The following is a 26967-nucleotide window of genomic DNA, read 5'->3' on the forward strand; positions in this document are numbered from 1 at the left end:
AGCGAAAAACCAAAGATATTGTTTTTAAAAAAGGGGTTGGGGTTTGTCCGTGGCTATCCGTGTTCATCCGTGGCCAAAATGATTACTTTGCGGTGTTTTTGCTGATACATGGCTTCTAGCTGTGTTTTCAGTGTCTGGCGGGCGTGGGTTTCGCCGTGTACCAGATGGATTTTGCTGGGCCAGCGGCGCATGCGTTTAACGAAGTTAAGCAGGTCTTTCTGGTCAGCGTGGGCGGAGTAGCCACTCAGCGTGATGATGCCTGCCTTGATATCGATGCGTTGCCCGTCGATTTCCACCCAGCCGCCTTGAGGGCCGTATTGCTGGATATCCCGACCTGGGGTGCCTGAGCCCTGGTAGCCAACAAATACCACTTGATGGCGTGCGTCGCCGAGCATGGCTTTCAGGTAGTTCATTATGCGCCCGCCTGCGCACATGCCGCTGGCGGCGATTACTACCGCTGGCCTGCCGGTTCTGGCCAGGTAATCCACCGTCTGCAGGTGTTCTTCGTGGCTATCCACCGTGTAGAGGTTTTCGAAGCTCAGAGGGTGGCGGCCTCGGCGCAGGTGGCGTTGGGCTTCGGCGTCCCAGTAGGGTTTGAGTTCCCGGTAGACTTGGGTAAACCGCGCGGCCAGGGGTGAATCCACAATGATTTCCAGCGTTTTCCATTGCGGTGCTTTTGCAGCGTGAATAATGCCTTCCAGTTCGTAAAGTAATTCCTGAGTGCGGCCAATGCTGAACGCCGGGATCATCACCGTGCCGCCATTGTGGAGCGCCTGTTCAACCGCCTGCTTCAGGCTGGCTCGGCGCTGGCGGCGGTCCGGGTGGCGCTTGTTGCCATAGGTGCTTTCCAGCACCAATTGATCGCATCCATACGGCGATTTGGGTGCAGGCAATAACGGCGCGTAAGGGGCGCCAAGATCCCCCGAGAATACAATCCTTTCTTTTCTGTCGGCATCCTGATGAGCAATTTCAACGTAGCTGGAACCGAGGATATGCCCGGCCCGCTTGAGTTTTATCCGGGTGGTAATGCCTTTCACATCTGGCGCTTGTGCTTTTTCGTTGATCACCGTATGCCACTGGTCATAAGGCAGGCTGACGATCTGCGATTGTAGCTGGGTTTGAAAGCGTTGGATCAACTGGGCATTGCGGGTGAAGCCGATTTTCAGGGCGTCTTCAATTACCAATGGCAATAGCCGGGCTGACGGTATGGAGCAGATAATCAGCCCTTTGAAGCCTGCCGCAAGCAGGTAAGGCAAGCGGCCCACGTGGTCGATGTGTACATGGGTGATAATCAACGCTTTTAGGGTGCTGATATCAAAGGTGACCTTGAGCTGTTCGAACTGGGCGCTTTCATCCTGCTCGGCGTCTTCGCCTTGGAAGAGGCCGCAATCAATCAGCAGAGAGTGATGGTTGTTCAATACCAGCTGGTGGCAGCTGCCGGTCACGCCTTGGGCGCCACCGTGGTGGATGATATCAGCCATGAAAGTTCCTTTTTTGGCTACGGATAAAAGCTGTTTTGCCACGGATGCACACGGATAACTACGGATAAGGTCAAAATCAATAGGTTTTGTCCGTGCCGTCCGTGAGGGTCCGTGGCAAGAAATACACCACTCACTACTCACCGCGATTCAAGAATGCACCTACTTCTTTTTCTAAGCGTTCGGCAAAGTACGTCAATGTTTCGATATTTTGGTGTGCTGTGATCAGAGCGTTATGTAATACAGGGGCTTCTTCAATGTACTCATGAATCATCTGATTTCTGAGCTGGCGTAACTCTACCCACTTTTCTGTAGAAACCAACCAGCCAAATTTTTCGGCTTTATCCAGGTTGATCAGCAATGCTTTATCCGGCTCACCTAAAGCACGCAGCAACGCAGGAAGTAGCTTATCGCCCAGAGTATCCTGTAAGCGACAAAAACGGCTCGCAAAAGCTTCTAACTTCAGGGCTAATTCAGGCTTTTGATCAAGCGTTTCAATATCGGAAAGCTGCAAGCTATTGCCAAAAATCTGTTGGTCAGCATATTGCAGGTGCATTATTTCCTTACTGACAACACGCAGCAGAAACTCAAGTCTGCTTTGAACATGAGGCTCAAGCGTCATAAGACAATCCCTTGGGCTTTAGCTATCTGATGAATGCTGGTATGAGTAAGATTGGGGGCATCCAACACAACATCAATTTTTCGATCACCCAGCGCCATTATCATTTTTGCCTGTGCCCTGGCGATACACCTGGCAGGTTCTTCTATAGGCGCATCAAGGCTGACCATTAAATCGATATCACCACCTTTTGCGGTGTCATCCATACGGGAGCCGAACAACCTAACGGATGCGTGATCACCAAACACATCAGTAATAGCGCCTTTGATGACATTGATTTCGTTTGGCTTCAGACGCATGTTTTTACTCTATCTATATGTTGCCTGAGGCAGAGGTAATCCGGTTTTCAACCCTTAGACTGCCATTGAATAAAAAGGGGTCATTTCAGAAGCTTCCCCCGAACTGTCATTCCCGAGTGGGATTATCGGGAATCCCCCTTGACCTTTTCAGCTGCTGCCACCAACCCCAAGGTTAAAATGGATTCCCGCTAAAAGCATTCAGGAATGACGGGGTTGGCTGGTGGCTTACTTCGTGAAGCCGCCCTACGTCACGGCTCGCCGGCGCCCAACAATTCCTTCAGGCTGCTGGCTGTCAGCAACTGCTCCATCCACACTTCTAGTTGCGCTGTGCTGGCGTTTTGAGTTTTTTGATTAACCCACTCGGGAAGCTCACCAAACTTTAGCACCATTAGTTTATGCAGCATATTTCTGGCTTCCCTCTGCATGCCCTGCTGCATACCTTGTTGCATGCCTTTCTGCATGCCTTCGCTGCGGAGTCGTTCTGCTAAACCAGCCATTTTGCTTTCCTCCTGCGGATAGCGTTTCTGGTAGTCGTGTCGTTCATCTTCCGTGAGATTGGCATAGATATCGACAAAATCTATATATTTGAGCTGCTTTTCCAGCTCAGGTTCCAGGGTCAGCAAACCGTGTATCGCGCTGGCATAAATCTCAATTTTTTCAGATGCTGGCCATTGCATATTAGGCAAATTAAGCCGCGCTACGAGATTATCGCTTTGCATGTATTCAGCGGCAGGTAGCTGACTAAGCTCGGTTTTCAGATAGTTGAACTGCAGGTAGCTATATCGTTCGCTTTTGATATGCAGGTGTTGCGGTAAGTTCTCATGCCCGTGTAAAAATACCACCACTGGAACAACGCGCTGGGTATTGAATAATTCACTAAGGTGCAGGGTGTAATGTGCTAGGCGATGAATGGAAAAACGTGCCGGGTTGGTTTCTTCCTCAAGCACAAACAACAAGGCTTCACGCTGACCATCGGGCCACTCCACTAGCAAAGGCACGTCCAGTTCGTGAAACCGATCACCTAGACGCTCTTTGAGCTGCTCCTGACGGATGGGCGTAATGCGAGTTTCTGCCTCAACCTCACCTGCCTCTTCCGCTGCGAAAAAGCTTAATGCTTCATGTGGGTAGTCAAGAATCAGGTTTTTGAAATTCTGGTCATGGCTTGTTCTATCCGTTTTGGTCTTCATGGCCACCTCTCCTTTGGTTGGCCTGGCAGAATAAAGAGGCTCACTCCCAAAGCTACCCCCGAACTGTCATTTTTTGCCACGGACACTCACGGACGGCACGGACAAAACCTATTTATTTCTATTGTTTTTGTTTTTGACCTTGTCCGTGTTTTCCGTGAGTGTCCGTGGCAAGAAATACACCACTCACTACTCAATCCCTGTGATCCTTGATGATCATGATCATCATGCTGAGTATCAGCGCGAGGAAGAGCGTGATGATGGCAAAGACGGCGCTGTTGTAGAGGCGATCCGGCTCAGTGGGATATTCCGGCATCAGCGGGCTTTGCAGCACGCTGACCTGCTTGAGCTGGCGGGCTGCTTCGAGACGGGTGTTTTCAAGGGCGGCCAGGGCGCTTGAGTAGGTTTCCTGGGCGAACTTTGCGCGTAATTCCAGCATTTCATATTCTGCAGATACGCGGTTGAGCGAGTCTCCCGCTGTCTGGGCCAGGCGGTCTCGCTGACGGATGATCTGGTCGCGCAGGGCTTCAATTTCCCGCTCAACACTGCGTAGCTGTGACGACTGGGCGCTCTGGTAGCTGGCCAGGGCATTACGCTGGGCCTGCAGCCGCGCCAGGTCACCTTCCAGAGTGGCGACTACCTGGTTGATATTTTCTACTGTGGTAGTGGGCGATACCAGGCCATATTCGTTCTGGAACTCAAGTAGTTGGTTCCTGGTTTCCTCAAAGCGTTCTTCAAGGCGCACCATCTGGTTTTCCAGAAAGGTGACCTGTTCTTCAGCAAGACGATGACCCATCTCGTTCATATGGTTTTCGCCGGCCTGCAACAATTCAGTTGCAAGCGCATGAGCAAAGTCCGGCGTGTAGGCCTGAACGCGGATATTCAGCACACCGGCGTATTCATCCAGCTCAACCTCGATACGCCGGAGGTAGTAGGTATGCAGATCCTCAATCGGGCCGTCCGGCATACGCAGAGTAGCGAAAATATCGCCGTGCTCACTGTAATGGGTGCGCAGATCGAGTTCTTCATCCAGATGCTTGAGCATATCCACCGATAGCAGATGCTCACGCAGCAGCAGCAGGTCAGCAGTGTTACCGCCGCCACCACCTAGCAGGGATGAAAAACTAAGCTCTGGCGTCGCCACCTGAGGGCTTTCCAACACTATCGTTGCATTGGAGACATAACGCGCCTGCGCCCAGATAAACCAATAAAAAGACACTGCGGCAATAGCGATCAGTGCTAGAGCCCAGTGTGGATTTTTGCGAATGAAACGAAACATTATTCAGTTTGCCTTTAACCGTTCAGCAAAGCGCAAATGAAGCAACAGCCCCAGCGCGATTGTAGAAAGTGTGAATAACCAGAAATACAGCATGCTGGTGCCGGGGACGACCTGGTATTTCTCGAAAAAGCCCAGACGCAAGGTTTCCAGCCCATGGGGAATGGGGTTGAGCATCAGGTATTCCAGCAGCCAGTGGGGCAGCTGGTTAAGTGGCAATATTACCCCGGAAAGAATCAGCAGCGGCAGCGACAGCATACGAATGATTCGCCCCACTTCTGGCACCATGGTGGCCACTACTGAGGTTACCAACCCCAACCCCAAACCCAACGACCATAACGACAGCCAGGCCCCCATGGCATGCACGGCGTTATCTGGGTACATATCCAGCCCCAGCATCAGGCCGCCCAGAATAAATAATAGGAAAACAAAGGTGCGCAGCATTCCCTCAAGGAAATTACGCACCAGTACTGGGTCTACCGGGCGTACCTGGCGGTAAGCAAACAGCGCACTGTTAGCATTGATAGCCCCCATGCCAAGTAGCATGCCTTCACGTACGAGAAAAAATCCCATCATCCCGATAATCATCCAGGGGATAAAATCGGCATTGCTGATGAGAGAGTCACTACTAATAAAACCACGAATGGCTGCCATAATGGCAATCAAGGCGGCTGGCTCGAAAATCATCCAGAACCAGCCCATGCGGTCGGCCATGGTGCGTGAAATGGCTTCGCGCATAAACATGGCATACCAGACGCTGCGGGTAACCTGCCAGGGCGTGCGGGATCTTCTTACATCAGCCATAGAAGTGCTTTTAGTGAGATTTTATTTGGCCACGGATGAATAAAACATCTGGCCACGGATGAGCACGGATAACCACGGATAAGGTCAACAACAGAAAACCAAAAATACTTTTTTAAAAGGTTTGGGGTTTATCCGTGGTTATCCGTGTTCATCCGTGGCAAAAGAGGTTTAGTCCGTGATCGCAGTTACAGATCAACCGCGACGCGAGTGGCGACGGCGATCTGGAAAAGTATCTGCGTGAGCGTTGAGGCCAACTGCAGGTTGTGGGTCGGGGCGGCGGGCATCACCAGGATTTCATCCCCTGGGCGCAGCGCAGACGCGCTGGCGTTGATGACGGCACCGTTCTGGCGTACTAGCAGGATCTGGTCATCATCTGCCCGGTTGGTAAATCCACCAGCACTCATGATGTAGTCCATCACGTTCATGCCTGGCTGGAAGACGGCGGCTTGAGGCACCACGACTTCACCGCTGATCAGTACGGAATCGCTGATTTCCGGGATGGTAATCACATCGCCATCCTGCAGGCGGATATCAGCAATACCGTTTTTACTGGCAACGACCAGACGGCCGCTGGGTTCCAGCTCACGGGCGCGGTTGACGAAATCCTGAATCAGCTCCGCTTCCTGAGCGCGCACCTGGGCTTCTTCGTTGGTACTGGAAGGCGCACTGAGATAGGTGGTTTCCAACCGGCGCAGGCTGTCTTCCAGCGACTGCTCCTGCTGCTTGCGCACGCTTTCGCGCTGCAATGAGATGCTCTGCACGGCGGTCATGCTTTCTGGCACGGCGATGGCATCGAGCAACTCGTTCAGGCGCGCATCGCGGGGCAAGGCGTAGCGGGAAGGTCCGTAGTAGCTGCCTTCCACCTCAACGACGATGGTTTCATTGCGCTTATCGGCACTGAACATGACTTCGTCGCCGCTACGTACCGTCTGCCCGGCAAACAGGTTTATCGGGAAATAGTTAGCAATTGGGCCGCTCTCACGATCACCGCGCAGCAACACATGGGAAACGCCGCTCTGGGTACGTGCCAGGTTAAGTATCTCAGCGCCGCTGAGCTGATTGCCCACCAACTCGTAGCGATGTTCACGGTGTACATCACCCGTCACGGCGATGGCCGGGCCACGCTCTTCCACCACGATGGTATCGCCATCGCGGAACTGCGGGCGTGGAATACTTCCGGACAGCAGGAAATCGTAGAGATCGACAGTGGCGATGGTCTGCTCATTGCGCTTGATCAGAATCTGGCGGTAGCTGCCCAGATCCTGGTCAATGCCGCCGGCCTGGTCGAGGAAGTAAAGCAGGGAATCGTTCGGCGTACCGGCGTAGCGGCCTGGATTCTCCACATTGCCGGTGACAAATACCGCGACAGGCTGAACGCCCTGAAGGTTGGTGTAAACCTCGACGCTATCCGAATAGACTCCTGTGATAGCCCTGCGCACGGCGTTATCTACCTGCTGGCTGTTCTGGCCTTCAATATTGATCGGGCCTATGCCGGGCAGGAAGATATTGCCCTGCGCATCCACCGGCAAGGCGCGGTCAAGCTCGATGGCGCCCCAGGCGCGTACGGTGACCTGATCACCCGGCTTGACCTGATAGGCCGGGTTCAACCCCTCACCCATGGCGCCACGAAAACCACCGGTAAACAGGTTGGCACCGAAAGGCGGCAGGCCGTCGATCATGGCTTCACGCTCGCCCTCGGGCACTGGCCCGTAGGTGCCGCTGCGCCAGTCGGCGCGGGGTGTATCTTGCACCTGCTGTGAAGACTCGCCGCTGTCTTCGGGCAGAATATTATCCGGCAGGCTGATGGATTGCGACCAGGCGGGTGAGCTGAGAATGGCCATGCAGCTGACTGAGGCGGTAAGCGTCAACCTGACAAGCCGGGTGCGAAGCAGGCTTGTATGTTCCTTTATATTCGGCATCTTTATAGCGTCCGTGAGGTTGATTCAGTGATAACCCGCTGGTTCACCCAGCCGTTGTCTGCTCGGCAGACCAGCGCTTCCCGCTGGGGCTGCTGGCCACCCATGATTTCCAGGCGGCGGCATTCGCGACCGCTAGCCGCCATATAGGGCTGGCCAGCAGCAACATCAACGCCCGGCCCCCAAGGGCTTGCCGCCAGATTGATCACACTACCCGCCGGTGCCTGCTCCAGAAAGCCGTTCAGATTGGTGTCTTGAATCGGCGTGGCGGAATCCTGGTTAAGTACATAACCAGTGGAGGTTGCATCACCATAAGGGTATTGGGTGGCACAACCACTGAGCAAAACAACGCCGGTGGCTACCAGCCACATGGGTGCTGATGGCCATGAAAGACGTAATTGTAAACAATTGGATTTTGACAAGCTGGATTTTAAAAATTTAACGGGAAGTGACATTACGGTATCCTAGATTCAGGCACGCTACCGCCCCGGGATTGAAACGGGCGTATTCCCTTGCCCAATCCATGCGCGCTGTAAAAAATCAAAAATGGCCCTGAAACAACAAGCCTGAGCGGTTATTGTAGGGCATTCACTGCCCAGCCTCTACATGGACAAGGCTTATACATCTATAAACCGCATAGCGCTGGCATTCCGCTTGCCTTGCGGGAAGGTTGCTTTAAACAACTTTCAAACAAAAGCTAGCACTAATATAAAACAAAACGTTAAGTAAACTTAACAATTGCGACAATAAAGTACAATAGCTACTTGAATTTCATTCAGACAGCCGCCCAATAAAGGGGGTCAGATCCATGCCAAATCTTTTGCGTTATCTGCCATGGCTGTTGCTACTTCCCGCAAGCGTCAATGCGGACACAGAGGCACTGGAACAGCAGCATGCCGACCTTGAACGCTTTCAGATGATTGCTCATCGAGGTGCCAGCGGCCATGCTCCGGAAAGCACACTGCCCGCTCTGGAGCTTGCCCACCGCTCTGGCGCGGATTACCTGGAGCTGGATATACAGCTCAGCGCAGATGGGCACCTGGTGGCGTTTCATGATCGCGAGTTGCAACGCACTAGTGATGGCCAAGAGCGTATCAATGATTACGCCCTTGAAGCGCTCCAACAGCTCGATACCGGCAGCTGGTTCAATGCGGCCTACCCTGACAAGGCCGATGAAGGTTTTGTAGGGCTTACCATGCTGACTCTTGAAGAGGTATTCGAGCGCTTTGGGCATGATGCCCGCTACTATCTGGAAACCAAGGCGCCTGACCAGAACCCTGGACTGGAAGCGGCCCTGGTAGATATGCTGGAACGTTTTGAGATGATCGCCAAGGGCCGGGTAATCGTACAATCCTTCAGCCAGGAAAGCCTTTTGGCCATGCGTGATCTGCACGCTGATTTACCCCTGGTGCAATTGCTCTGGCTACCCGCTGACGATGCCCCGCTTAACCTTGAGGCATTGGGTGATATCACCGACTATGCCCTGGGTGTTGGGGTTAATTTTCGCGCCGATGAAGAGACAGTCTTGACGGAAAACTTTATCGAGACTGCCCAGGCCCACGGCTTGAAAGTGCATGTGTACACCGTGAACGAGCAGGAAGATATGCAGCAGTTGATTGATTGGGGTGCAGACGGGCTATTTACCGATTACCCTGGGCGCCTGCTGGAACTCACAGAATGAACCTATTACTGATGGCTGATAATATGGCGATTGACACTGTTCAAATGGTCAACCCTGAGCGGACTCGCCCGCTTTCCCCCTGCGTACAGATTTGCCGTATTGATTCGGCCAGCCAACGCTGCGAAGGCTGCGGTAGAACCCTGGATGAAATTGCCTGCTGGAGCCGGATGAGCGAAGCGGACAAAGCCCCTGTATGGGAGCGATTGGAGGCCGAGGGGTTTGCGAATAAAAGGGGGTCAGATCCAAATTAATTGATAGACATTTTTACCAAGCAAAGAAAACGGCACAATTAATTTGGATCTGACCCCTTTTTATTTTATAAGCTCAAAACGGCTCATCCAGTGCCTGTTCAAGGGCTTGGCGTAGAGCTGGGCCGTGATCCTTGGGGCCGAAGCGGGCAATCACCCGGCCATCGCGGCTGACCAGGAACTTGGTGAAATTCCATTTGATGCTGCGGGTGCCCATCACGCCTGGCGCTTCTTTCTTGAGGTGTTCAAACAATGGATGGGTGTGGCGACCGTTAACGTCGACTTTTTCCATTAGTGGAAACGTCACCCCGTAGTTTTCCTCCCCAAAAGCGCAGAAGTCCTTGGCACTTTCCGGTGACTGGCGGCCAAACTGATTACACGGAAAACCCAGCACGGTGAACCCGTGATCACGATAGCGCTGGTAAAGGGCTTCCAACTCCTTAAGCTGCGGGGTAAAGCCGCACTTGCTTGCTACATTAACGATCAGCAAGACCTGTCCGCGCAGCACGCGCAGGTTGAAAGGCTCGCCGAGATGGGTATAACAATCCTGATCGTATAGCGACATGGCCACCTCGTTAGCGTTGACAGTACCCCAGGGCACAAGAAAATCATCTGTTGATACCTTGCCATGCAGCACAACACGGCGCCACCTCTGATTCTTACCAAAGCGGGCCAGTGACTACACGCAGCGCCAACGCTATCAGCATGACGCCGGTGATCCGGTTGATCCAGTGGGCGCGCTGCTGCAGCCAGGGCAGCACTCGTGAATGCGAAAGCACCAGCGCCACCAGCACATACCAGCCGCCATCAATGATCATTGCCGTCAGTACGATAATTGCTTTTGCAGTGACGCTCATCTCCGGCGATACAAATTGGCTCAAAAGCGCCACAAAAAACAGGATCAGTTTGGGGTTGCCCAATGCCACCAGCACGCCTTCACGGGCGGCCTGAGCCGTAGTAGTGAGGGCAGCTCCGGCCTGAATGCCCCCCGAACGCCCTGCCTGAAGGGCCTTGATGCCCAGCCAGGCCAGGTAGGCCGCCCCACCCCAGGTCACCAGCTGGAATGCCAGCGGAAAGCGCGCCATCAGGGCGCCCAGCCCTAATACGGTCAAAAGCGCATAGAAGCCCACGCCGAAGGCATGGAAGATACCGGCGGTGACGCCCGGCAAACGCCCGCCACCCAGGGTGTGGCGTAGCACCAGGGCCAGGCTTGGCCCGGGTGACATAGCCCCCATGGCACAGATAGCGGCCAGCGACATCCATAGGGTAAATGGCATGGGGTATCTCCTTGGGTGATGGCAAACGGGTCGCACAGTCTAGCGCAAAGCACGCGCAATAACGCTGTTAGCCTAACCGCTTGTGGCGTAAAATCGTGCTTTTTAACGTGGCGCCCCAGCAATATTTGATACGACCGGGCAGCGATAAATCAACCAACACAGGACTGTACTATGGGTAGGGCGTTTCAGAACCGTAAAGAATCCATGGCCAAGACGGCCGATGCGAAAACCAAGGTTTACAGCAAATACGGGCGCGAAATTTACGTCTGCGCTAAGGCGGGCGGCACCGACCCACAGGCTAACCTGAGCCTGCGCGGCCTGATCGAGCGCGCCAAGAAGGATCAGGTGCCTTCCCATGTGATTGATAAAGCCCTTGATAAGGCCAGCGGCGCCGGCGGTGAAGACTTTTCACCCGCCCGCTATGAAGGCTTCGGGCCGGGCAATGTCATGGTGATTGTGGAGTGCCTGACCGATAACCCCAACCGTACCTTCGGGGATGTGCGCGGCTGCTTCACCAAGACCAAGAGCAAGATTGGCACCCCCGGCAGCGTCAGCCATATGTTTGATCACTGCGCCATTTTCACCTTTGCCGGTGAAGACGAAGAGGCGGTGCTGGAAACCCTGATGGAAGCCGATGTGGATGTTACCGACATCGAGCAAGAAGACGGAAAGATTACCGTCTACGCGCCGCATACGGATTACGCCAAGGCCAAGCAGGCGCTGTTGGATACCTTCGGTGAAATCGATTTCGAGATGGATGAAATCCAGTTCCTACCGCAAACCACTACCCCGGTGGAAGGCGATGACGTGGCCATGTTTGAGAAGATGCTCGATATGCTCAACGATCTGGATGATGTCCAGAACGTTTATCACAGCGGCGAGTTTCAGAGTAATTAACCCACTGACTGGAGTTTGGCCACGGCTGGTGAACCCTTATACAAGATAGATCCACTGTGAGGTGATTATGTATTGGGATGTAATAGATGTCCGTCCAATGGATAATTATCGAATTTATGTTGAGCTGAAAGATGGCCGATGCGGCTATTTTGACGTGTCGCCTTATCTTGAACATGGCGTTTTCAAAGAACTTAAAAATACCGCCTACTTTGCTCAGGTAGGCATCGTTTTTGGTGCGGTCACCTGGCCTAATGAACAAGACATAGCACCAGAGACATTGATTTCAGGGTTACAGCCTATTGATGGCGAATGCCATTCAGCCTTCGCATAACGTTAAAGCAACGCATCCTCGGGCACAAAGATCCAGCCTTCTGCGTTGGGCATGTTAGTGGGTGGCCAGGCCAGGTTGTCGGGGGCGTGGTTGAGGCTCCAGGCGACCAGGGCGCATAACCAGGCGTCCTGGAGGTCCTGCTGGCGGGGTTTGGGTGAGTGCAACGCTTCTTCCCAGTCGCCCAATTGGCAGCGTTCTCGCAGCGCCTTGAAGTGCCGGGAACGCTTGGCTGGCGAGGGATAGCCTTCCACCGCCGTGATGGCCCCGCAGTGGCTCTGCCACTGGCCGCAGGTAATGATTTGCGGTGCAAAACGCGCCAGCAGATGCATTCCCTTGGTGGCCTGGCTGCCAATCATGTCCTTGATCGGTGATAGCGGCGTCACGCCACGGGCAAACAGCCAACGTTCCGTTTCGCGGTATAGGTAGGGGTTATCCTGTGAGCTGCCCAGTTCCGCCACCGGCTTGCCTTGGCACAGCGCCAGCAGGGCTTGAGGAAACGCCAGGGGCGTATCAATCGCCATCACTAGCTGTTCGTCGCCACGGGCTGGCTGCTGGCAGAATGCCAGCAGCCGGTTAATCAGCTCCCGCGGCGTGGTGGCGGCGTTCAAAGTTTCGCGCAGGTTGCCTCGCCAGGGCTGGCCGACCAGTGCTAGCGATTGATCGACAATCACCAGCGCATCCCGGCTGGCCGGGTTTTTGTCGCAGTTCCAGCCGCCCACATCCCAGCCCAGGTAGAGTATCTGCGCGGGCATGCTCAGAACGTCAGGCAGATCTTGCCGAAGTGCTTGCCGGATTCCTGATGGCGGAAGGCATCGGCGATTTCAGCCAGGGGGAACTCACGGTCGATGATCGGTTTCAGGCCGTTGGCGTTAATCGCACGAATCATCTCTATCTGGTCGCGACGGCTACCGACAATCAGGCCTTTCAGAGTGGCCTGCTTGGCCATCAGCTTGATGGTCGGCACATCCCCCTGGCGGCCGGTGAGAATGCCGATCAGGGCGATGTGCCCACCAATTTTCACCGCATCAATGGATTGCGGCAGTGTGCCAGGGCCGCCCACTTCAACGATGTGATCCACGCCTTCGCCGTTGGTCAGCTCAAGCACCGCCTTGCCCCATTCAGGCGTAGTCTTGTAGTTGATGACGTGCTCGGCACCCAGTTCTTTCAGGCGTTCAAGCTTTTCATCGGAGGACGAGGTGGCAATCACCCGGGCGCCCATCATCTGGGCAAACTGCAGGGCAAAGATCGAGACGCCGCCGGTGCCCAGCACCAGCACGGTGTCACCGGCCTTGATACCGCCATCCACCACCAGGGCGCGCCAGGCAGTCAGTCCTGCGGTGGTCAGGGTCGCGGATTCGGCGTGACTATAGCCTTCGGGCTGATGGGTAAAGGAAGTGACCGGTGCCACCACCTGCTCGCGGGCATAGCCTTCAACGCCATCCCCCGGCGTGGTGCGAAAATCCGCCACCCGAGCCGGGCCTTCCAGCCAGCCGGGGAAAAACGTCGAAACCACCGCATCGCCGACGGCAAATTCACTGACGCCCTCGCCCACAGCGTCGACGATACCCGCACCATCCGACATGGGAATGCGGTTTTCCTCGGTGGGAATCATGCCCGCGGCGACAGCGTAGTCATGAAAGTTGAGCGAACTGGCATGCAGACGAACGCGGATTTCCCCTGGGCCTGGCTCACCGGGGGCGGCGATATCGGCAAGGGTCAGGTTGTCCAGCCCGCCGGGCTGCTTGAGATGAATCGCTTGCATGCTTGATCTCCTGTTGAACGTTTATGCATCTGTCTGACTTACATGGGGACTATCGTCGCTCACATCAAGGCCGATAAAGCCACCGGACTGGCGCTGCCATAGGCGCGCATAGATACCGTTTCTGGCCAGCAGCTCCTGATGGGTGCCGCTTTCAACCATGCGCCCTTCATCTACGACAATCAAACGGTCGAGCATGGCAATGGTCGATAGGCGGTGAGCAATGGCGATAACGGTCTTACCTTCCATCAGGGTTTCGAGCTGCTCTTGAATAGCGGCTTCGACTTCGGAATCCAGCGCGGAGGTCGCTTCATCCAGCACCAGAATCGGCGCGTTCTTGAGCAGCACTCGGGCAATGGCAATCCGCTGGCGCTGGCCGCCAGAGAGCTTGACGCCCCGCTCGCCCACGTGGGCATCCAGGCCGCGCCGCCCCTTGGGGTCAACCAGCTCATTGATAAAGCTGTCAGCGTGGGCGCGGCGCACCGCCTGCCAGATATCCTCATCCGTGGCTTGCGGGCTGCCATAGCGGATGTTGTCGCGCAGCGAACGGTGCAGCAGCGAGGTATCCTGAGTGACCATGCCGATCTGGTGGCGCAATGACTCCTGAGTGACTTCGGCAATATTCTGGCCATCAATCAGGATGCGCCCGCCCTGCAGGTCGTAAAAACGCAGCAGCAGATTGGCCAGGGTCGATTTACCCGCACCTGAGCGGCCAATCAGACCGATTTTCTCACCGGGTGCGATGCTCAGGCTGAAGCCATCAAAGACGTTCTTGGTCTCGCCCTTGGCCTGGGCGTACTCAAAGCGCAGGCTGTCAAAGATGATCCTGCCCTGGGGCACCTTTAACGCCTGGGCATTGGGCGCTTCCTTGACCGTCGGCTCCTGGGCGATGGTATTCATGCCATCCTGCACGGTACCGATGTTTTCAAACAGGCCCGCCACTTCCCACAGGATCCAGTCGGACATAAAGCGCACCCGCATCACCAGGGCAATGGCGATGGCCAGCACGCCCAGCGAAATCACCTCAAAATACCAGGTGGTGATCACCATGGCCGCCATACCCACCAGCAGCAGCGTATTGAGCAGCGTCATCACCACACTCAGCAGGGTGACCAGACGCATCTGGCGATGCACCGTGTCCATAAAGCCCTGCATGGCGTCCTTGGCGTAGCCGAGTTCACGCTGGGTATCGGCAAACAGCTTGATGGTCTGGATATTGCTGTAGCTATCCACCACCCGGCCGGTCATCTGGGCGCGGGCATCCGCCTGGGCCATGGAGATATCGCGCAGGCGGGGGATGAAATAGCGCATGATGGCCAGATAGCCCACCAGCCACAGACCCAGGGGCAGCACCAGCCACAGGTCTGCCTGGGCCAGCAGGTAGACCGCGCCAGTAAAATAGACGATGGCGTAGACCATCAGATCCATCACCTTGGTGACGGTTTCGCGGATCGCCAGGGCTGTCTGCATGACCTTTTGCGAGACGCGCCCGGCAAATTCATCCTGATAGAAAGCCAGGCTCTGGCCAAGCATATGGCGGTGGGAAAGCCAGCGGCCAATCATCGGGTAGTTGCCGAAAATGCTCTGGTGGGTAATCAGTGCCTGCCCGAGCACCAGCAGCGGCAGGCCAATCAGCACGGCAACCCCGGTGCCCACCAGCCAGCCACCGTTGGCGGCCCAAAAATCCGCGCGCTCCACCTCGCCCAGCCAGTCCACCAGCTTGCCCATGGTGCTGAAGAACACCACCTCGGCGGCCGACACCAGCGCCGTCAACACGGACATGATCAGCAGAAGCGGCCAGACTGGGCGGGTAAAGTGCCAGATAAATGCAAACAACCCCTGGGGCGGGGTTGTCACTTCATCATCCGGGTAGGGGTTGACCCGCGATTCGAAGTAATCGAAGGCGGCGGTCATCAGGCGTTTGAGCATGCTAGTGCCTCGTGTGGATGCGTGTTGACAGGGCTCGCTTGCCGCTCAATAGCTGGGGGCATCCGGGTCATCGTCGCCGCCGCGTATGCGCGCCTGGCGTTCGGCTTCTTCTTCCTTGGCGTCGTCAATCACTTCCATCAGTTCGTCAACGTCGGCGATATGGCTATCCAGCTCGAAATACCCGGTCAGCTGGCGATCGGGGTGCAGCTCACCGGATTCGTACAGGGCCCACATTTCCTTGGCGTAGTGGGTGTCGAGCAGCTCCGGCGCGAAGCGGCCAAAATAGGCGCGCATATTGTTGACGTCGCGCTCCAGCATGGCTTCGGCGCTGTTATTGCCGGCGGCATCCACGGCCTGGGGTAAGTCGATAATCACCGGGCCATCGGCATCCACCAGCACATTGAACTCGGACAGGTCGCCATGGATCAGCCCGGCGCAGAGCATCTTGACCACATCCTCAATCACCTTGGCGTGGTAGGCCAGGGCCTGTTCATGGGTCAGGATGACATCATCCAGACGCGGGGCCACATGGCCATCGGCCTCGGTGATCATTTCCATCAGCAGCACACCATCCACAAACCCATAGGGCTTGGGCACTCGCACATCCGCAGCGGCCAGCCGATAAAGGGCGTCCACTTCGGCGCTGAGCCAGGCCTGTTCCTGCTCTTTCTGGCCGTAACGGGTTTTCTTGGCCATCGCCCGCGCCCGGCGGCTGTTGCGCTCCTTGCGCCCTTCCTGGTACTGCACCGCCTGCTTGAAGCTGCGCTGCTTGGCCTCTTTGAACACCTTGGCACAGCGCACTTCATTGCCACAGCGTACTACGTAGACCTGGGCTTCCTTGCCGCTCATCAGCTGGGTCAACACTTCATCAATGAGGCCATCATCCAAGAGTGGTTGTAATCGTTTCGGGGTTTTCATAACGTGCTGAGATAGCTCCTGTATGACAGCGTGAGCATTAATGGCGTATGCGGCGCACGCGGAAGGCGCGGCCCTTGATTCTGTCGCGTTCCAGCTTGTCCTGGGCCTGTTGAATGGCGCTGCTGGCCACGGCCACATAGGCACTGCGCGCCAGCACCTTGATCTTGCCGACCTGATCGCCGCGCAACCCGTCCTCACCGGTCAGGGCGCCCAGAATGTCGCCGGGGCGCAGTTTGTCTTTTTTACCGCCCGCCAACTGTAGGGTCGCCATGGGCGGCTCAAACGGCACTGAGCTTTTTGGTTTGGGCAGGGGCTCGGTGGTAATCGGCTGTTCCAGCAGGCCTTCCAGGCGCTCCAGACGATACTGCTCCTTGGGGGTGACCAGGGTACAGGCAATACCGCTGGCGCCTGCGCGGCCAGTGCGCCCTACCCGGTGGACATGGATATCCAGTTCGCGGGCAATCTGATAGTTGAAGACCGCATCCAGCTGGGCAATATCCAGCCCGCGGGCGGCCACGTCGGTGGCGACCAGAATCGAGGCGCTCTGATTGGCAAACAACACCAGTCGGCGGTCACGGTCTTTCTGCTCCAGATCACCGTTAAGCGCCACGGCGCTGAAACCAGCCTGGGTCAACTGGTCGGCAACCGCCTGGGTTTCACGCTTGGTGTTGCAGAACACCACGCTGGTGGCCGGTCGATACACCAGCAGCAGCTGTTTTAGCGCGGCAAAACGCGCCTCTTCGCTGGCTACTTCGAAAAAGTGCTGCTCTATGGTGGTGGCATCGTGCACCTCTTCCACCTTGACGCTCACAGGGTCACGCATCACGCCGCGAGTCATGGTCGCCAGACCGCCTGAAGCCTGCTCATCCGGGAAGGTTGCGCTGAACAGCAGCGTCTGACGGTCGGGCGGTGTCTCGGCAATGATATCGTCGATGGTGACCTGAAAGCCCATATCCAGCATGCGGTCGGCTTCATCCAGTACCAGGGTAGCCAGCGAGCCAAGGGTCAGCGAGCCCCTGCGTAAATGCTCGTCAATCCGCCCCGGGGTGCCCACCACAATATGCGCGCCATGCTCCAGAGACGCCAGCTGCGGCCCAAAGGCCGCGCCGCCGCAGAGTGTCAGTACTTTGACGTTGGGCAGACCGCGGGCTAGCCGGCGCAGCTCCTCAGCCACCTGATCCGCCAGCTCCCGGGTGGGGCACAGTACCAAACCCTGCACGGCAAAGGCATCAAGGCGCAACCCTTCCAGCAGCGCAAGCCCGAAGGCCGCTGTCTTGCCCGAGCCGGTTTTGGCCTGGGCCAATACATCACGCCCCGCCAACATGGGTGGCAGACTCTCGGCCTGTACCGGGGTCATGGCGTAATAGCCGAGGGAATCCAGATTGGTTAATAGCGCAGAAGATAGCGCAAGCGATGCAAAAGAAGAGTCAGACACGAATTTTCCTGAAGGGGTGGTTGGCCCAGCAAACCGATAGTATAAGGCACCATACCAGAAAGTGGTGGCGTCTGCTGTGCTGACAGGATCAATTACTGCAAGCAGAACTTGACGTTGTGCGAAAGCCGACAGCTGACATCGGATCGTCAACTTTATCTGACAAGGTCATAGATGCCGTCAACTTAGGAGTCACGCCCGCAATGGTAAGATTCGATAAAAAAGCGATTAGGCTCTACGTATTAGACACCAACGTGCTTATTCATGACCCGGGTTCACTTTATCATTTTGATGAGCATGATGTCGTTATACCCATGACAGTGCTCGAGGAACTGGACAAACACAAGAATGGCACCCGAGAGATTGCCCGCACGGCAAGGCAGATCAGCCGCACCCTATCTGACCTGACCAGCCAAGCCACTTTCAGCCAGATAACAAAGGGAATCCCGATCCCGCGCATCAATGGAGATCCGGGACGTCTTCACTTTCTGTGCTACAGCGATCTGAAAGCCATTGACCCACTCGAAAGCAGCCCGGATAACAAGATTCTGGCTGAGACCTGTCGGCTACGCGATGAACGTCCGGATGCCTCTGTCATCCTGGTGACCAAGGACATCAACCTACGCATTAAAGCAACGGCGCTGAAAATTCCCGTTGAAGATTACTTTAATGATCGCGCCTTTGCAGACAACGATGCCATGATCGAGGGGGCCGAAGTGTATACCGCTTCTGGCCAGCCAGGCACCCGACTCTGGGAAAACCTTAATGTAGATGTCAGTGTGGATCGCGTTGAACACTCGACGTTTTATCATTTGACTGGCGAGATTCCCGATCACTGGCATCCGGGTATACTGATTTCAGACAACGAAGGTGATGCCAACTTCGAAGCCATTGTACGCGAGGTTTTACCTACTTTTGCGCGCCTACAGCTTCTCACCAATTTCCGCCATCATGCTACCGTGTGGGGCGTACATGCTCATGATAGCCGCCAGAATTTCACCCTTAATCTGTTGATGGACCCAGCCATTGATCTGGTCACCATTGCCGGTAATGCAGGCACAGGCAAGACCTTCATGACCCTTGCTGCTGCGTTCCAACAGACTCTGGATACTCGCCAGTTCGAGCGCATTGTGTTCACCCGTGCACCTATACCCATTGGCGAAGATATCGGTTTTCTACCTGGCACTGAGGAAGAGAAGATGTCGCCATGGATGGGCGCCTTCCACGACAATATGGATAACCTGATGCGCAACGAAGAGGGAGAGTCCAGCTGGGACAACGGAGCAACCCGGCAGTTGATCGGCTCACGAGTACAGATACGTTCCCCAAGCTTTATGCGTGGACGTACTCTTAACGATACGTTTCTGATTATTGATGAGGCGCAGAACTTCACCCCGAAACAGCTCAAATCACTGATCACCCGTGCCGGTCGTAATACCAAAATTGTCTGTCTGGGTAATGTTGGACAAATAGATACGCCTTACCTGACTGCTAACACCTGTGGGCTGGCGGCGGTGGTTGAGCGCTTTAAAGAGTGGCCTCATGCCGGCCACATTACCCTCAAGGGGGTGGAGCGTTCACGCCTGGCACTGGCTGCTGAAGACCTTCTATGAATCAACGCGGGTAGGCGGCATTAATTCATCGCCAGTGGCACAAAGCGTGCATCGGTCAGGGCGGCCAGGTCGCCCGGCGCCAGCTCGATTTCAAGCCCCCGGCGCCCGGCGCTGACGTGAATCGTCGCATGCTGCTGAGCAGTTTCATCTATAAAGGTGGCAAGGCGCTTTTTTTGCCCCAGCGGGCTGACGCCCCCCAGCACGTAACCGGTGACGCGCTCTACTTCAGCGGGGTCGGCCATCACGGCCTTCTTGGCACCAGCTGCCTTGGCAATCTGCTTCAGACTGAGCTGCTGGGTCACCGGCAGAATACCAACCGCCAGTTGCTTGCCATCCAGCTTGACTATCAAGGTCTTGAACACCTGCTCCGGCGGCAGACCGAGCTTCTCTGCGGCTTCCAACCCGTAGGAGGCAGCGCCTGGATCATGCAGGTATTCATGCAGGGTACAGGCAATTCCAGCAGTTCTGGCTTGCTCTAGGGCAGGCGTCATGATGGCTGTTCTCCGACAGGCAGGCGTCAATAACCTTTAGCTTAAACGCTGCGTCAGCCATTGGCCAATATCACTGACCTGTTGGGGGCAAAGCGCATGGGCCATGGGGTATTGGCGATAATTGACACTATAACCCAAGCCCTTGAGACGGTCTGCCCCACTGCGGCCCAGGCTTTCGGGCACAACCGGGTCGAAGTTGCCATGATGCACTTCAATCTCGATATCCCGGTTGGCATCGGCCAACTCGATGCTGTCAGCGGTCGCCAAATACGTCGACAGCGCCAGCAGACCGCCCAGCGGTTCCGGGAAAGACAGGGTTGCATGATAGGCCACCGCCCCGCCCTGGGAGAACCCGGCCATGATGATGCGGCGACTATCAATGCCCTGCTCCATCTGCTCGCGAATCAAGCCCTGAATGCGTTCAGCAGATGCCTTGAGCTGACCTTCATCCACTCGCCGATCCAGATCCATGGCGAGAATATCGTACCAGGCGGGCATCACCATACCACCGTTGATGGTCACCGCCAGGCGCGGCGCGTGGGGCATAATAAAGCGGACATTGGCATCCTTGGGCAGCGAAAGTGCTGGCACCAGCGGTTCAAAATCATGCCCATCGGCGCCCAGGCCATGCAGAATAAACACACAGGCATTCGCAGGCTGCCCGTTTTTGGGTTCAATAATCAACTCACCCGGCTCGCTCATTTCCAACTCCTTAAAAATCAAAGGCTACAGATTAGCGTAAAGTGACACCAACAGCGAGCCGAAGACTGATCGCTGACATACAGTTAATTGGCTGTATCCCATTGATGAAAAATCAAAAAGCACAGACACAAAAAACCCCGCCTTAGCGGGGTTTTTGACACGCTAGCCTTGAAGCTAGCGAATAACGTCTGGATTAGAGCTTAGCTCTCAACCTTGACGTTAGAAGCCTGAAGGCCTTTCTTGCCCTGAGTCACGTCAAAAGAAACCTTTTGGCCGTCCTGCAGAGATTTGAAGCCGTCAGCCTGAATTTCGGAGAAGTGTACGAACAAGTCGTCGCCGTTGTCTTCCGGAGAAATGAAGCCGAAGCCTTTAGTGTCGTTGAACCACTTGACGGTACCAGTTGCCATGATCGAAATCCTCGATAAAGCGAATTAATTAAGCCGGGGTAATACCCGAATTGCAGTGGGTAGAACAAGAACCTTTCACCAGACTCAACGCTAAAGGCGCCTTAATACTGCTGACAACGTTTGACTTGCTAACCTACTTCACTCATGGTGCGCTCAAATAAAACGCACGTCAACATCAAGGTTAAAAAATGTCAGGCAGGTGAAGCGTCATCCATCATCCACCCCGCTGCTTTTTCGGCGATCATCAAGGTCGGCGAGTTGGTGTTGCCACTGGTAATGGTGGGCATGATGCTGGCATCTACCACCCTTAAGCTAGTCACTCCTCTCACACGCAGTTTTGAATCCACCACGGCTGTCGGGTCGTCGTCGCGGCCCATTTTCGCCGTTCCCACCGGGTGAAAGATGGTGGTGCCAATATCCCCCGCCAGCTTGGCCAGGTCGTCGTCACTCTGGTATTCAAGCCCTGGTTTGAACTCTTCCGGCTGGTACTTGGCGAAGGCCTGCTGCTCGGCAATGCGCCGGGTGACCCGCAGCGAGTCTGCGGCTACCTTGCGGTCTTCGGCGGTGCTCAAGTAGTTAGGCTCGATGGCCGGCGCAGCTTGCGGGTCGCGGCTTTTAATCTGCACGCGGCCACGGCTGGTGGGGTTGAGGTTGCACACGCTGGCGGTAATCGCTGGAAAACTGTGCAGCGGTTGGCCAAACGCCTCCAGACTTAGCGGCTGAACGTGGTATTCGATATTGGCATGCTGGTAGTCATCCGAACTGCGGGTAAAGATACATAGCTGGGAAGGTGCCATGCTCATCGGGCCTGAACGCTTCAGCACGTATTCCAGGCCGATCTTGGCTTTGCCTACCAGGGAGTTGGCCATGGTGTTGAGCGTTTTGGCCCCTTTTACCTTATATACCGAGCGAATCTGCAGGTGATCCTGGAGGTTTTCGCCCACCCCGGGGAGCGCTGACACCACGTCAATGCCGTGCTGCTTTAATAGCTCGGGCGCACCAATCCCGGAAAGCTGCAGAATCTGCGGCGAGCCGATGGCGCCAGCGCTCAATACCACTTCCTTGCTGGCGGTCACCTTCAAGGTGTTGCCTTCACGCAGCAGCTCTGCCCCTGTGCAGCGCGGTGTGTCTTCGTGAGACTCGAACAGCAGCCGGTTGACGTGAGTGGAGTGCCAGATCGTCAGGTTGGAGCGCTGTTTGATCGGCCGTAGAAATGCCTTGGAGGTATTCCAGCGCCAGCCTTTGCGCTGGTTGACCTCGAAGTAGTTGACGCCTTCGTTGTCACCGCGGTTGAAGTCTTCGGTGCGCGGAATACCCGCTTGCACTGCCGCCTCGGCAAAGTCATCCAGCACTTGCCAGCTTAAGCGTTGTTTCTCAATCCGCCATTCACCGCCGTGGCCGTGATAGCGGCGGTGCTCGCTATCGCCATCGCCTTCGCCATCTGCGTCCAACCGGTAGTGATTCTCGTGTTTCATGAAGTCGGGCAGACAGTTATCCCAGCGCCAGGCGTCATCACCGGCCAGCTCGGCCCAGTGGTCGTAATCCCGCGCCTGGCCGCGCAGATAAAGCATACCGTTGATGCTGGAGCAGCCGCCCAGGGTTTTGCCACGTGGGTAAATCAGTGAACGGCCGTTGAGCCCTTTGTCGGGCTCGGTACGAAACAGCCAATCCGTGCGCGGGTTGTTGATGCAGTACAGATAACCCACGGGAATATGAATCCAGTGGTAGTTATCCGGCCCACCCGCTTCAATCAGCAGCACTTTATTATCCGGGTTGGCACTCAGGCGATTGGCCAGCAGACACCCCGCGGTGCCTGCGCCGATCACGATATAGTCAAAATTATTGTTGGCAGAATGAGACATGAACAGGCTCCCGTAACGTAGCGGCGTTACTTAGCCGTTGGCATCACAAATTCAGCACCCGCGTCAATGGAATCTGACCAGCGCTGCATGATGGATTTCTGCTTGGTGTAGAAACGCACGCCCTCTTCCCCATAGGCATGCATATCGCCAAACAGGGAACGCTTCCAGCCGCCAAAACCGTGCCAGGCCATGGGTACCGGAATGGGCACATTGATGCCAACCATACCCACCTGGATGCGGCGGCCAAATTCACGGGCGACGTTACCGCTTTCGGTAAAGCAGCTGACGCCATTGCCGAACTCGTGATCGTTGATCAGCTGAATCGCCGTGGCGATATCCGGCACGCGCACACAGACCAGCACGGGGCCGAAAATCTCTTCTTTATAGATAGTCATCTCGGGGGTGACGTGGTCAAACAGGGTACCGCCCATCCAGAAGCCATCGGCACAACCTTCGCCGGTTTGCGCGGCATCAAAGTCGCGGCCATCCACGACCAGCTCGGCGCCCTCTTCCACGCCCTTGTTGATGTAGCCGGTAATCCGCTCATGGGCCTGACGAGTGACAATTGGGCCCATTTCTGCATCCAGCTGCATGCCGTCTTTTACTTTCAGCGCCTTGGCACGCTCCGCCAGCTGAGCCACAACGCCATCGGCGACATCGCCGACCAGCACCGCCACGCTGATCGCCATGCAACGCTCGCCTGCGGAGCCGTAGGCAGCGCCAATCAAGGCATCCACGGCTTTATCCATGTTGGCATCCGGCATGACGACCATATGATTCTTGGCTCCGCCCAACGCCTGAACGCGCTTGCCATGCTTGGCGCCGCGCTCGTAGATCAGATTGGCAATCGGGGTTGAGCCGACAAACGACAGCGCTTTGACATACGGATGATCAATCAGCGCTTCAACGCTGTCCTTGTCGCCCTGCACCACGTTGAAAACGCCATCCGGTAGCCCTGCCTGCTTGAGCAGATCAGCCATCATCAGCGAGGCGCTGGGGTCCAGGGGGCTGGGCTTGAGGATAAAGGTATTACCGGTGGCAATCGCGACCGGGAACATCCACATCGGCACCATAACGGGGAAGTTGAACGGCGTAATACCCGCTACTACACCTAGCGGCTGGCGCATGGTCCAGTTATCAATCCCGGTGCTGACCTGCTCGGTGTAGTCACCCTTGAGCAATTGCGGAATGCCACAGGCAAACTCGACAATATCAATTCCGCGCGCCACTTCGCCCTGAGCATCGGTAAACACCTTGCCGTGCTCCTTGGTGATTGCTTCGGCCAGCTCATCCTTATGAGCGTTCAGCAGCTCCAGAAAACGGAACATCACCCGCGCCCGACGAATGGGTGGGGTATCCGCCCAAGCAGGAAAGGCAGCCTGAGCAGCGTTAACGGCGCTGTCCACATCCTGGGGGCTGGCCAACACCACCTGACCGCTCACTTCACCTGTAGCAGGGTTGAACACCGGCTGCGTCTGGGCATTTTCACCTGCGCTACGCTGGCCGTCGATGTAATGGTTAATGGATACTGTCATGGCGCCCTCTTATAAAATTTATTTAAGCCTTGCCTGAAACCTAGCGACAAAATGCCGCTTTATGGCTAGATTAGCCGACTTAACGCCACGATCAATTAAGTTATTCAAAAACTAGATATAAGATTTTCTAATATCACTGACTTAGAGGAGATGCGATGCATGATTTAGGCAGCTTACGCGCCTTTGTCGCCGTCGCGCGCACCGGCAGCGTCTCTCGTGCGGCCCTACAACTGCACCTGACCCAGCCAGCGGTTAGCCTCAAGCTTAAGCAGTTGCAGGAGCAGTTGGGGCTTAGCCTGTTTCAGCGCCGCCCCCAAGGGTTGGCGCTCACAGCAGACGGTATGGCCCTGCTGCCCGCTGCGGAGCAGGCCCTTGCCAGCGCCAGCGCCTTTTTGCAAACCGCACAGGCCCTTCATAACACGGTGCGTGAACAGCTGAAAATCGGCACCATTGTTGACCCGGAATTCATTCGCCTGGGGGGCTTTTTACGCCGTCTGATGGCCCGTGCGCCCCAGCTTGAAACCGAGTTGCATCACGGCATGAGTGGCAACGTGCTGGGCCATGTGGAAGCGGGTCGCCTGGACGTCGGTTTCTACCTGGCCCCACCCGGCGAGGGCACTGGGCACCAGCACCCGACGCTTGCCCACCGTGAGCTGACCCACTTTGACTATCACGTCGTTGCCCCACCTGGCTGGGAAAGCCGCCTGGTGGATACCCGCTGGGAGCAAATGGCCCGCCTGCCGTGGATTGTCACTCCGGCGGATTCAGTTCACCACCGCCTGCTTGGCAAGGTGATGGCCGCCCATAATGCCGTGCCCAACCGGGTCGCTCAGGTGGATCAGGAAGCCTGCATGCTGGATCTGGTTCGAGCGGGTGTCGGACTCAGCCTGGCGCGGGATGCTCTGGCTATGGCCGAGCGCCAGGAAAGCGGTCTGTGCGTTGCCCAGAATGTGCGCTTACCCTGCGCGCTCAGTTTTATCTGGAAGCGCGAACGTCAGGCAGAGCCGGCTATTGAAACGGCCCTCAATACGCTTGAGGATGTCTGGACGCTTAGCTTTTCTGGCGCTGGCGGGAACTGTCAGCCATGAAACTTATCCATAAGCTGTACGCATCTTTCATATCAGTGGAGCTCATATGATTTTTTCTGCCACAACGGCGCTATCCCGTCGCACGCTGCCCGTTATTACATTGCTTTCCGGTGCATTTGTTGTGCCTTCCCTGGCAGCCGATGAATCAAGCAGCGCCGAAGCCATTTTTGCTGGCGGCTGTTTCTGGTGCATGGAGCCACCCTATGACGATCAGCCCGGCGTTGAGGCCACTATTTCGGGCTATATCGGCGGCGAGCTGGAAAACCCCACCTATGAAGATATTACCGGCGGCGAAACCGGCCATGCCGAAGTGGTCAAAATCAACTACCAGCCGGACGAAATCAGCTACGAACAACTGCTGGAGATCTTCTGGCGCAACATTGACCCCTTTGCGGTTGATCAACAGTTCTGTGACGTAGGTGATCAGTACCGCTCGGCCATTTTCTATCTTGATGACGAACAGCGTGAGCTGGCTGAAGCCTCAAAAGCTGAGATGGAAGAACGCTTTGGGCGGGAAATCGCCACCCAGATTGTTTCAGCGGATACCTTCTGGGAGGCAGAGGAATATCATCAGGATTATTATCAGAAAAACCCGGTACGCTATAAGTTTTACCGCTTCAGCTGCGGGCGGGATGATCGGCTTGAAGAGATCTGGGGCGACGAGGCCGGCGGCCCCTCGTTCTGACGGATCAGAAAGCCTTGAACCATGCGGCGGGCAGCCATTTGAGCAGCAGCGCCAGTACGATAAAGCTCACGGCTGCCGCCAGAACATCATCAAGCACGATACCCAAACCGCCGCTTGCCAACTCAGCCAGATGAATCGGCGGTGGTTTCAGGGCATCAAAAAAACGGTAGATGACAAACGCCAGCACCATGACCCAGGGCTTTCGCGCCATACTCAAACCCATCACCACCAGCGGAAAGGCGACAATTTCATCGGCCACAATGCTGCCATGGTCACTGCCACCTAACTGCGCAGACACCACCTGACAAAGCGGTATTGCCAGCACAATCAGCCCGCTTAGCGTTAGCCATCCCACCGGGCGCGACTGTTTCAGCAGCCACCATGCCAAGGGAATGCCCAACAGCGACCCTATTGTGCCGGGCGCAACTGGCGAAAGCCCTGTTCCTAAACCAATAGCTAACCAATACCACAGTGACTCCACCATTACTTACGCCTTCCCAGCAGTTGAAAACAAGCAATTGAAAGCATAAGTATAT

The 26967-nt window shown here is 55.9% G+C and carries 28 protein-coding genes; 7 read left to right on the forward strand and 21 right to left on the reverse strand.

Going from position 1 to position 26967, the window contains the following annotated elements:
- Positions 1–53: 53 nt before the first annotated feature.
- The 8 genes from OR573_12085 to OR573_12120 all read right to left on the reverse strand — a co-directional run bounded on the left by OR573_12085 (position 54) and on the right by OR573_12120 (position 7947).
- Positions 54–1481 (reverse strand): MBL fold metallo-hydrolase, encoded by a 1428-nt coding sequence (locus OR573_12085; GenBank protein ID XGA79236.1) that lies wholly within the window; start codon positions 1479–1481, stop codon positions 54–56.
- 133 nt (positions 1482–1614) lie between these two features.
- A complete protein-coding gene (locus OR573_12090) occupies positions 1615–2100 on the reverse strand; it encodes a hypothetical protein (GenBank protein ID XGA79237.1) in 486 nt (161 codons plus the stop codon).
- Positions 2097–2396, reverse strand: coding sequence for a nucleotidyltransferase domain-containing protein (locus tag OR573_12095; GenBank protein ID XGA79238.1), 300 nt, complete (start codon positions 2394–2396; stop codon positions 2097–2099). The genes OR573_12090 and OR573_12095 overlap by 4 nt, the downstream gene beginning before the upstream one ends.
- A gap of 248 nt (positions 2397–2644) precedes the next feature.
- A complete protein-coding gene (locus OR573_12100) occupies positions 2645–3583 on the reverse strand; it encodes a DUF4351 domain-containing protein (GenBank protein ID XGA79239.1) in 939 nt (312 codons plus the stop codon).
- 190 nt (positions 3584–3773) lie between these two features.
- A complete protein-coding gene (locus OR573_12105; protein ID XGA79240.1) occupies positions 3774–4859 on the reverse strand; it encodes a chain-length determining protein in 1086 nt (361 codons plus the stop codon).
- A gap of 3 nt (positions 4860–4862) precedes the next feature.
- Positions 4863–5660 carry an ABC transporter permease gene (locus tag OR573_12110; protein XGA79241.1) on the reverse strand — a complete coding sequence of 266 codons (798 nt, stop codon included), beginning with the start codon at positions 5658–5660 and terminating at the stop codon, positions 4863–4865.
- A 185-nt stretch (positions 5661–5845) separates the two neighbouring features.
- Positions 5846–7579: a polysaccharide export protein gene (locus tag OR573_12115; protein XGA79242.1), complete on the reverse strand. Its 1734-nt coding sequence runs from the start codon at positions 7577–7579 to the stop codon at positions 5846–5848.
- 2 nt (positions 7580–7581) lie between these two features.
- Complete coding sequence (locus OR573_12120; GenBank protein ID XGA79243.1) at positions 7582–7947, reverse strand: hypothetical protein; 366 nt, start codon at positions 7945–7947, stop codon at positions 7582–7584.
- A 437-nt stretch (positions 7948–8384) separates the two neighbouring features.
- On the opposite strand from OR573_12120, the gene OR573_12125 reads away from it, so the two are divergent.
- A complete protein-coding gene (locus OR573_12125; GenBank protein XGA79244.1) occupies positions 8385–9257 on the forward strand; it encodes a glycerophosphodiester phosphodiesterase family protein in 873 nt (290 codons plus the stop codon).
- Positions 9254–9508 (forward strand): DUF1289 domain-containing protein, encoded by a 255-nt coding sequence (locus OR573_12130; protein ID XGA79245.1) that lies wholly within the window; start codon positions 9254–9256, stop codon positions 9506–9508. Before OR573_12125 ends, OR573_12130 begins: the two co-directional genes overlap by 4 nt.
- Before the next feature lie 73 nt (positions 9509–9581).
- On the opposite strand, the gene OR573_12135 is transcribed toward OR573_12130, so the two are convergent.
- Both OR573_12135 and OR573_12140 read right to left on the reverse strand, forming a co-directional pair.
- A complete protein-coding gene (locus tag OR573_12135; GenBank protein ID XGA81736.1) occupies positions 9582–10070 on the reverse strand; it encodes a glutathione peroxidase in 489 nt (162 codons plus the stop codon).
- A gap of 94 nt (positions 10071–10164) precedes the next feature.
- On the reverse strand, positions 10165–10782 hold the full coding sequence (locus OR573_12140; GenBank protein XGA79246.1) for a LysE family translocator: 618 nt from the start codon (positions 10780–10782) through the stop codon (positions 10165–10167).
- A 171-nt stretch (positions 10783–10953) separates the two neighbouring features.
- Here OR573_12140 and OR573_12145 point away from each other — a divergent pair, with 171 nt between their 5' ends.
- Complete coding sequence (locus OR573_12145; GenBank protein XGA79247.1) at positions 10954–11679, forward strand: YebC/PmpR family DNA-binding transcriptional regulator; 726 nt, start codon at positions 10954–10956, stop codon at positions 11677–11679.
- Positions 11680–11746: 67 nt separating this feature from the next.
- Complete coding sequence (locus OR573_12150; GenBank protein XGA79248.1) at positions 11747–12010, forward strand: DUF2442 domain-containing protein; 264 nt, start codon at positions 11747–11749, stop codon at positions 12008–12010.
- A 2-nt stretch (positions 12011–12012) separates the two neighbouring features.
- On the opposite strand, the gene OR573_12155 is transcribed toward OR573_12150, so the two are convergent.
- The 5 genes from OR573_12155 to dbpA are packed head-to-tail and all read right to left on the reverse strand — an operon-like array spanning position 12013 to position 18051.
- Positions 12013–12762 carry a DUF429 domain-containing protein gene (locus tag OR573_12155; GenBank protein XGA79249.1) on the reverse strand — a complete coding sequence of 250 codons (750 nt, stop codon included), beginning with the start codon at positions 12760–12762 and terminating at the stop codon, positions 12013–12015.
- 2 nt (positions 12763–12764) lie between these two features.
- Positions 12765–13772, reverse strand: a complete 1008-nt coding sequence (locus tag OR573_12160) for an NAD(P)-dependent alcohol dehydrogenase (protein ID XGA79250.1) — start codon at positions 13770–13772, stop codon at positions 12765–12767.
- Between the two features lie 21 nt (positions 13773–13793).
- The gene (locus OR573_12165; GenBank protein ID XGA79251.1) at positions 13794–15698 is read right to left on the reverse strand and encodes an ABC transporter ATP-binding protein; all 1905 of its coding nucleotides are present in this window, start codon (positions 15696–15698) and stop codon (positions 13794–13796) included.
- Between the two features lie 45 nt (positions 15699–15743).
- The gene (locus tag OR573_12170; protein XGA79252.1) at positions 15744–16616 is read right to left on the reverse strand and encodes a serine protein kinase RIO; all 873 of its coding nucleotides are present in this window, start codon (positions 16614–16616) and stop codon (positions 15744–15746) included.
- Between the two features lie 37 nt (positions 16617–16653).
- Complete coding sequence (dbpA, locus tag OR573_12175) at positions 16654–18051, reverse strand: ATP-dependent RNA helicase DbpA (protein XGA79253.1); 1398 nt, start codon at positions 18049–18051, stop codon at positions 16654–16656.
- A 200-nt stretch (positions 18052–18251) separates the two neighbouring features.
- On the opposite strand from dbpA, the gene OR573_12180 reads away from it, so the two are divergent.
- A complete protein-coding gene (locus tag OR573_12180) occupies positions 18252–19661 on the forward strand; it encodes a PhoH family protein (GenBank protein XGA79254.1) in 1410 nt (469 codons plus the stop codon).
- A gap of 20 nt (positions 19662–19681) precedes the next feature.
- Here the strand turns inward: OR573_12180 and ybaK are convergent, their stop codons facing one another.
- The 5 genes from ybaK to OR573_12205 form a co-directional block, all read right to left on the reverse strand.
- The gene (gene ybaK, locus OR573_12185) at positions 19682–20152 is read right to left on the reverse strand and encodes a Cys-tRNA(Pro) deacylase (protein XGA79255.1); all 471 of its coding nucleotides are present in this window, start codon (positions 20150–20152) and stop codon (positions 19682–19684) included.
- A 36-nt stretch (positions 20153–20188) separates the two neighbouring features.
- Positions 20189–20854, reverse strand: coding sequence for a carboxylesterase (locus OR573_12190; protein ID XGA79256.1), 666 nt, complete (start codon positions 20852–20854; stop codon positions 20189–20191).
- A 200-nt stretch (positions 20855–21054) separates the two neighbouring features.
- Positions 21055–21261, reverse strand: coding sequence for a cold-shock protein (locus tag OR573_12195; protein XGA79257.1), 207 nt, complete (start codon positions 21259–21261; stop codon positions 21055–21057).
- Positions 21262–21452: 191 nt separating this feature from the next.
- Positions 21453–23123, reverse strand: a complete 1671-nt coding sequence (locus OR573_12200) for a GMC family oxidoreductase N-terminal domain-containing protein (GenBank protein ID XGA79258.1) — start codon at positions 23121–23123, stop codon at positions 21453–21455.
- 26 nt (positions 23124–23149) lie between these two features.
- Positions 23150–24658: a CoA-acylating methylmalonate-semialdehyde dehydrogenase gene (locus OR573_12205; GenBank protein ID XGA79259.1), complete on the reverse strand. Its 1509-nt coding sequence runs from the start codon at positions 24656–24658 to the stop codon at positions 23150–23152.
- Between the two features lie 155 nt (positions 24659–24813).
- Between OR573_12205 and OR573_12210 the strand changes: the two genes are divergently transcribed.
- On the forward strand, positions 24814–25746 hold the full coding sequence (locus OR573_12210; GenBank protein XGA79260.1) for a LysR family transcriptional regulator: 933 nt from the start codon (positions 24814–24816) through the stop codon (positions 25744–25746).
- A gap of 46 nt (positions 25747–25792) precedes the next feature.
- Positions 25793–26431: a peptide-methionine (S)-S-oxide reductase MsrA gene (msrA, locus tag OR573_12215; protein ID XGA79261.1), complete on the forward strand. Its 639-nt coding sequence runs from the start codon at positions 25793–25795 to the stop codon at positions 26429–26431.
- 4 nt (positions 26432–26435) lie between these two features.
- On the opposite strand, the gene OR573_12220 is transcribed toward msrA, so the two are convergent.
- Entirely contained in the window at positions 26436–26915 is a 480-nt protein-coding gene (locus OR573_12220; protein XGA79262.1) for a phosphatidylglycerophosphatase A, read from the reverse strand.
- Positions 26916–26967 lie beyond the last annotated feature (52 nt).

Origin of the sequence: Halomonas sp. CH40 (assembly GCA_041875495.1) — a bacterium.
In the GTDB taxonomy this organism is placed as follows: Bacteria; Pseudomonadota; Gammaproteobacteria; order Pseudomonadales; family Halomonadaceae; genus Vreelandella.

What these genes read in the sequence shown, in the direction of transcription:
- OR573_12085 (XGA79236.1), bottom strand. Translation starts at nt 1,481, where the DNA reads ATGGCTGATATCATCCACCACGGTGGCGCCCAAGGCGTGACCGGCAGC.
- OR573_12090 (XGA79237.1), bottom strand. Translation starts at nt 2,100, where the DNA reads ATGACGCTTGAGCCTCATGTTCAAAGCAGACTTGAGTTTCTGCTGCGT.
- OR573_12095 (XGA79238.1), bottom strand. Translation starts at nt 2,396, where the DNA reads ATGCGTCTGAAGCCAAACGAAATCAATGTCATCAAAGGCGCTATTACT.
- OR573_12100 (XGA79239.1), bottom strand. Translation starts at nt 3,583, where the DNA reads ATGAAGACCAAAACGGATAGAACAAGCCATGACCAGAATTTCAAAAAC.
- OR573_12105 (XGA79240.1), bottom strand. Translation starts at nt 4,859, where the DNA reads ATGTTTCGTTTCATTCGCAAAAATCCACACTGGGCTCTAGCACTGATC.
- OR573_12110 (XGA79241.1), bottom strand. Translation starts at nt 5,660, where the DNA reads ATGGCTGATGTAAGAAGATCCCGCACGCCCTGGCAGGTTACCCGCAGC.
- OR573_12115 (XGA79242.1), bottom strand. Translation starts at nt 7,579, where the DNA reads ATGCCGAATATAAAGGAACATACAAGCCTGCTTCGCACCCGGCTTGTC.
- OR573_12120 (XGA79243.1), bottom strand. Translation starts at nt 7,947, where the DNA reads ATGTGGCTGGTAGCCACCGGCGTTGTTTTGCTCAGTGGTTGTGCCACC.
- OR573_12125 (XGA79244.1), top strand. Translation starts at nt 8,385, where the DNA reads ATGCCAAATCTTTTGCGTTATCTGCCATGGCTGTTGCTACTTCCCGCA.
- OR573_12130 (XGA79245.1), top strand. Translation starts at nt 9,254, where the DNA reads ATGAACCTATTACTGATGGCTGATAATATGGCGATTGACACTGTTCAA.
- OR573_12135 (XGA81736.1), bottom strand. Translation starts at nt 10,070, where the DNA reads ATGTCGCTATACGATCAGGATTGTTATACCCATCTCGGCGAGCCTTTC.
- OR573_12140 (XGA79246.1), bottom strand. Translation starts at nt 10,782, where the DNA reads ATGCCATTTACCCTATGGATGTCGCTGGCCGCTATCTGTGCCATGGGG.
- OR573_12145 (XGA79247.1), top strand. Translation starts at nt 10,954, where the DNA reads ATGGGTAGGGCGTTTCAGAACCGTAAAGAATCCATGGCCAAGACGGCC.
- OR573_12150 (XGA79248.1), top strand. Translation starts at nt 11,747, where the DNA reads ATGTATTGGGATGTAATAGATGTCCGTCCAATGGATAATTATCGAATT.
- OR573_12155 (XGA79249.1), bottom strand. Translation starts at nt 12,762, where the DNA reads ATGCCCGCGCAGATACTCTACCTGGGCTGGGATGTGGGCGGCTGGAAC.
- OR573_12160 (XGA79250.1), bottom strand. Translation starts at nt 13,772, where the DNA reads ATGCAAGCGATTCATCTCAAGCAGCCCGGCGGGCTGGACAACCTGACC.
- OR573_12165 (XGA79251.1), bottom strand. Translation starts at nt 15,698, where the DNA reads ATGCTCAAACGCCTGATGACCGCCGCCTTCGATTACTTCGAATCGCGG.
- OR573_12170 (XGA79252.1), bottom strand. Translation starts at nt 16,616, where the DNA reads ATGAAAACCCCGAAACGATTACAACCACTCTTGGATGATGGCCTCATT.
- OR573_12180 (XGA79254.1), top strand. Translation starts at nt 18,252, where the DNA reads ATGGTAAGATTCGATAAAAAAGCGATTAGGCTCTACGTATTAGACACC.
- ybaK (XGA79255.1), bottom strand. Translation starts at nt 20,152, where the DNA reads ATGACGCCTGCCCTAGAGCAAGCCAGAACTGCTGGAATTGCCTGTACC.
- OR573_12190 (XGA79256.1), bottom strand. Translation starts at nt 20,854, where the DNA reads ATGAGCGAGCCGGGTGAGTTGATTATTGAACCCAAAAACGGGCAGCCT.
- OR573_12195 (XGA79257.1), bottom strand. Translation starts at nt 21,261, where the DNA reads ATGGCAACTGGTACCGTCAAGTGGTTCAACGACACTAAAGGCTTCGGC.
- OR573_12200 (XGA79258.1), bottom strand. Translation starts at nt 23,123, where the DNA reads ATGTCTCATTCTGCCAACAATAATTTTGACTATATCGTGATCGGCGCA.
- OR573_12205 (XGA79259.1), bottom strand. Translation starts at nt 24,658, where the DNA reads ATGACAGTATCCATTAACCATTACATCGACGGCCAGCGTAGCGCAGGT.
- OR573_12210 (XGA79260.1), top strand. Translation starts at nt 24,814, where the DNA reads ATGCATGATTTAGGCAGCTTACGCGCCTTTGTCGCCGTCGCGCGCACC.
- msrA (XGA79261.1), top strand. Translation starts at nt 25,793, where the DNA reads ATGATTTTTTCTGCCACAACGGCGCTATCCCGTCGCACGCTGCCCGTT.
- OR573_12220 (XGA79262.1), bottom strand. Translation starts at nt 26,915, where the DNA reads ATGGTGGAGTCACTGTGGTATTGGTTAGCTATTGGTTTAGGAACAGGG.